Annotated in this window: 1 pseudogene; it reads left to right on the forward strand. The window is 52.7% G+C overall.

Going from position 1 to position 499, the window contains the following annotated elements:
- Positions 1 to 499 (forward strand): annotated as a pseudogene (locus SK069_RS20350) (phage tail protein); the annotation flags it as partial.

The following is a 499-nucleotide window of genomic DNA, read 5'->3' on the forward strand; positions in this document are numbered from 1 at the left end:
GGGGATAGTGCAGCTCAGCAGTGCAACCAACAGCACGTCTGAAACGCTTGCTGCAACGCCAAAGGCGGTTAAGGTGGTAATGGATGAAACGAACAGAAAAGCCCACTGGACAGTCCGGCACTGACCGGAACGCCAACAGCACCAACCGCGCTCAGGGGAACAAACAATACCCAGATTGCGAACACCGCTTTTGTACTGGCCGCGATTGCAGATGTTATCGACGCGTCACCTGACACACTGAATACGCTGAATGAACTGGCCGCAGCGCTCGGGAATGATCCAGATTTTGCTACCACCATGACTAACGCGCTTGCGGGTAAACAACCGAAGAATGCGACACTGACGGCGCTGGCAGGGCTTTCCACGGCGAAAAATAAATTACCGTATTTTGCGGAAAATGATGCCGCCAGCCTGACTGAACTGACTCAGGTTGGCAGGGATATTCTGGCAAAAAATTCCGTTGCAGATGTTCTTGAATACCTTGGGGCCGGTGGGAATT

It is taken from the genome of Patulibacter brassicae (assembly GCF_033949425.1).
In the GTDB taxonomy this organism is placed as follows: Bacteria; Actinomycetota; Thermoleophilia; order Solirubrobacterales; family Solirubrobacteraceae; genus Patulibacter; species Patulibacter brassicae.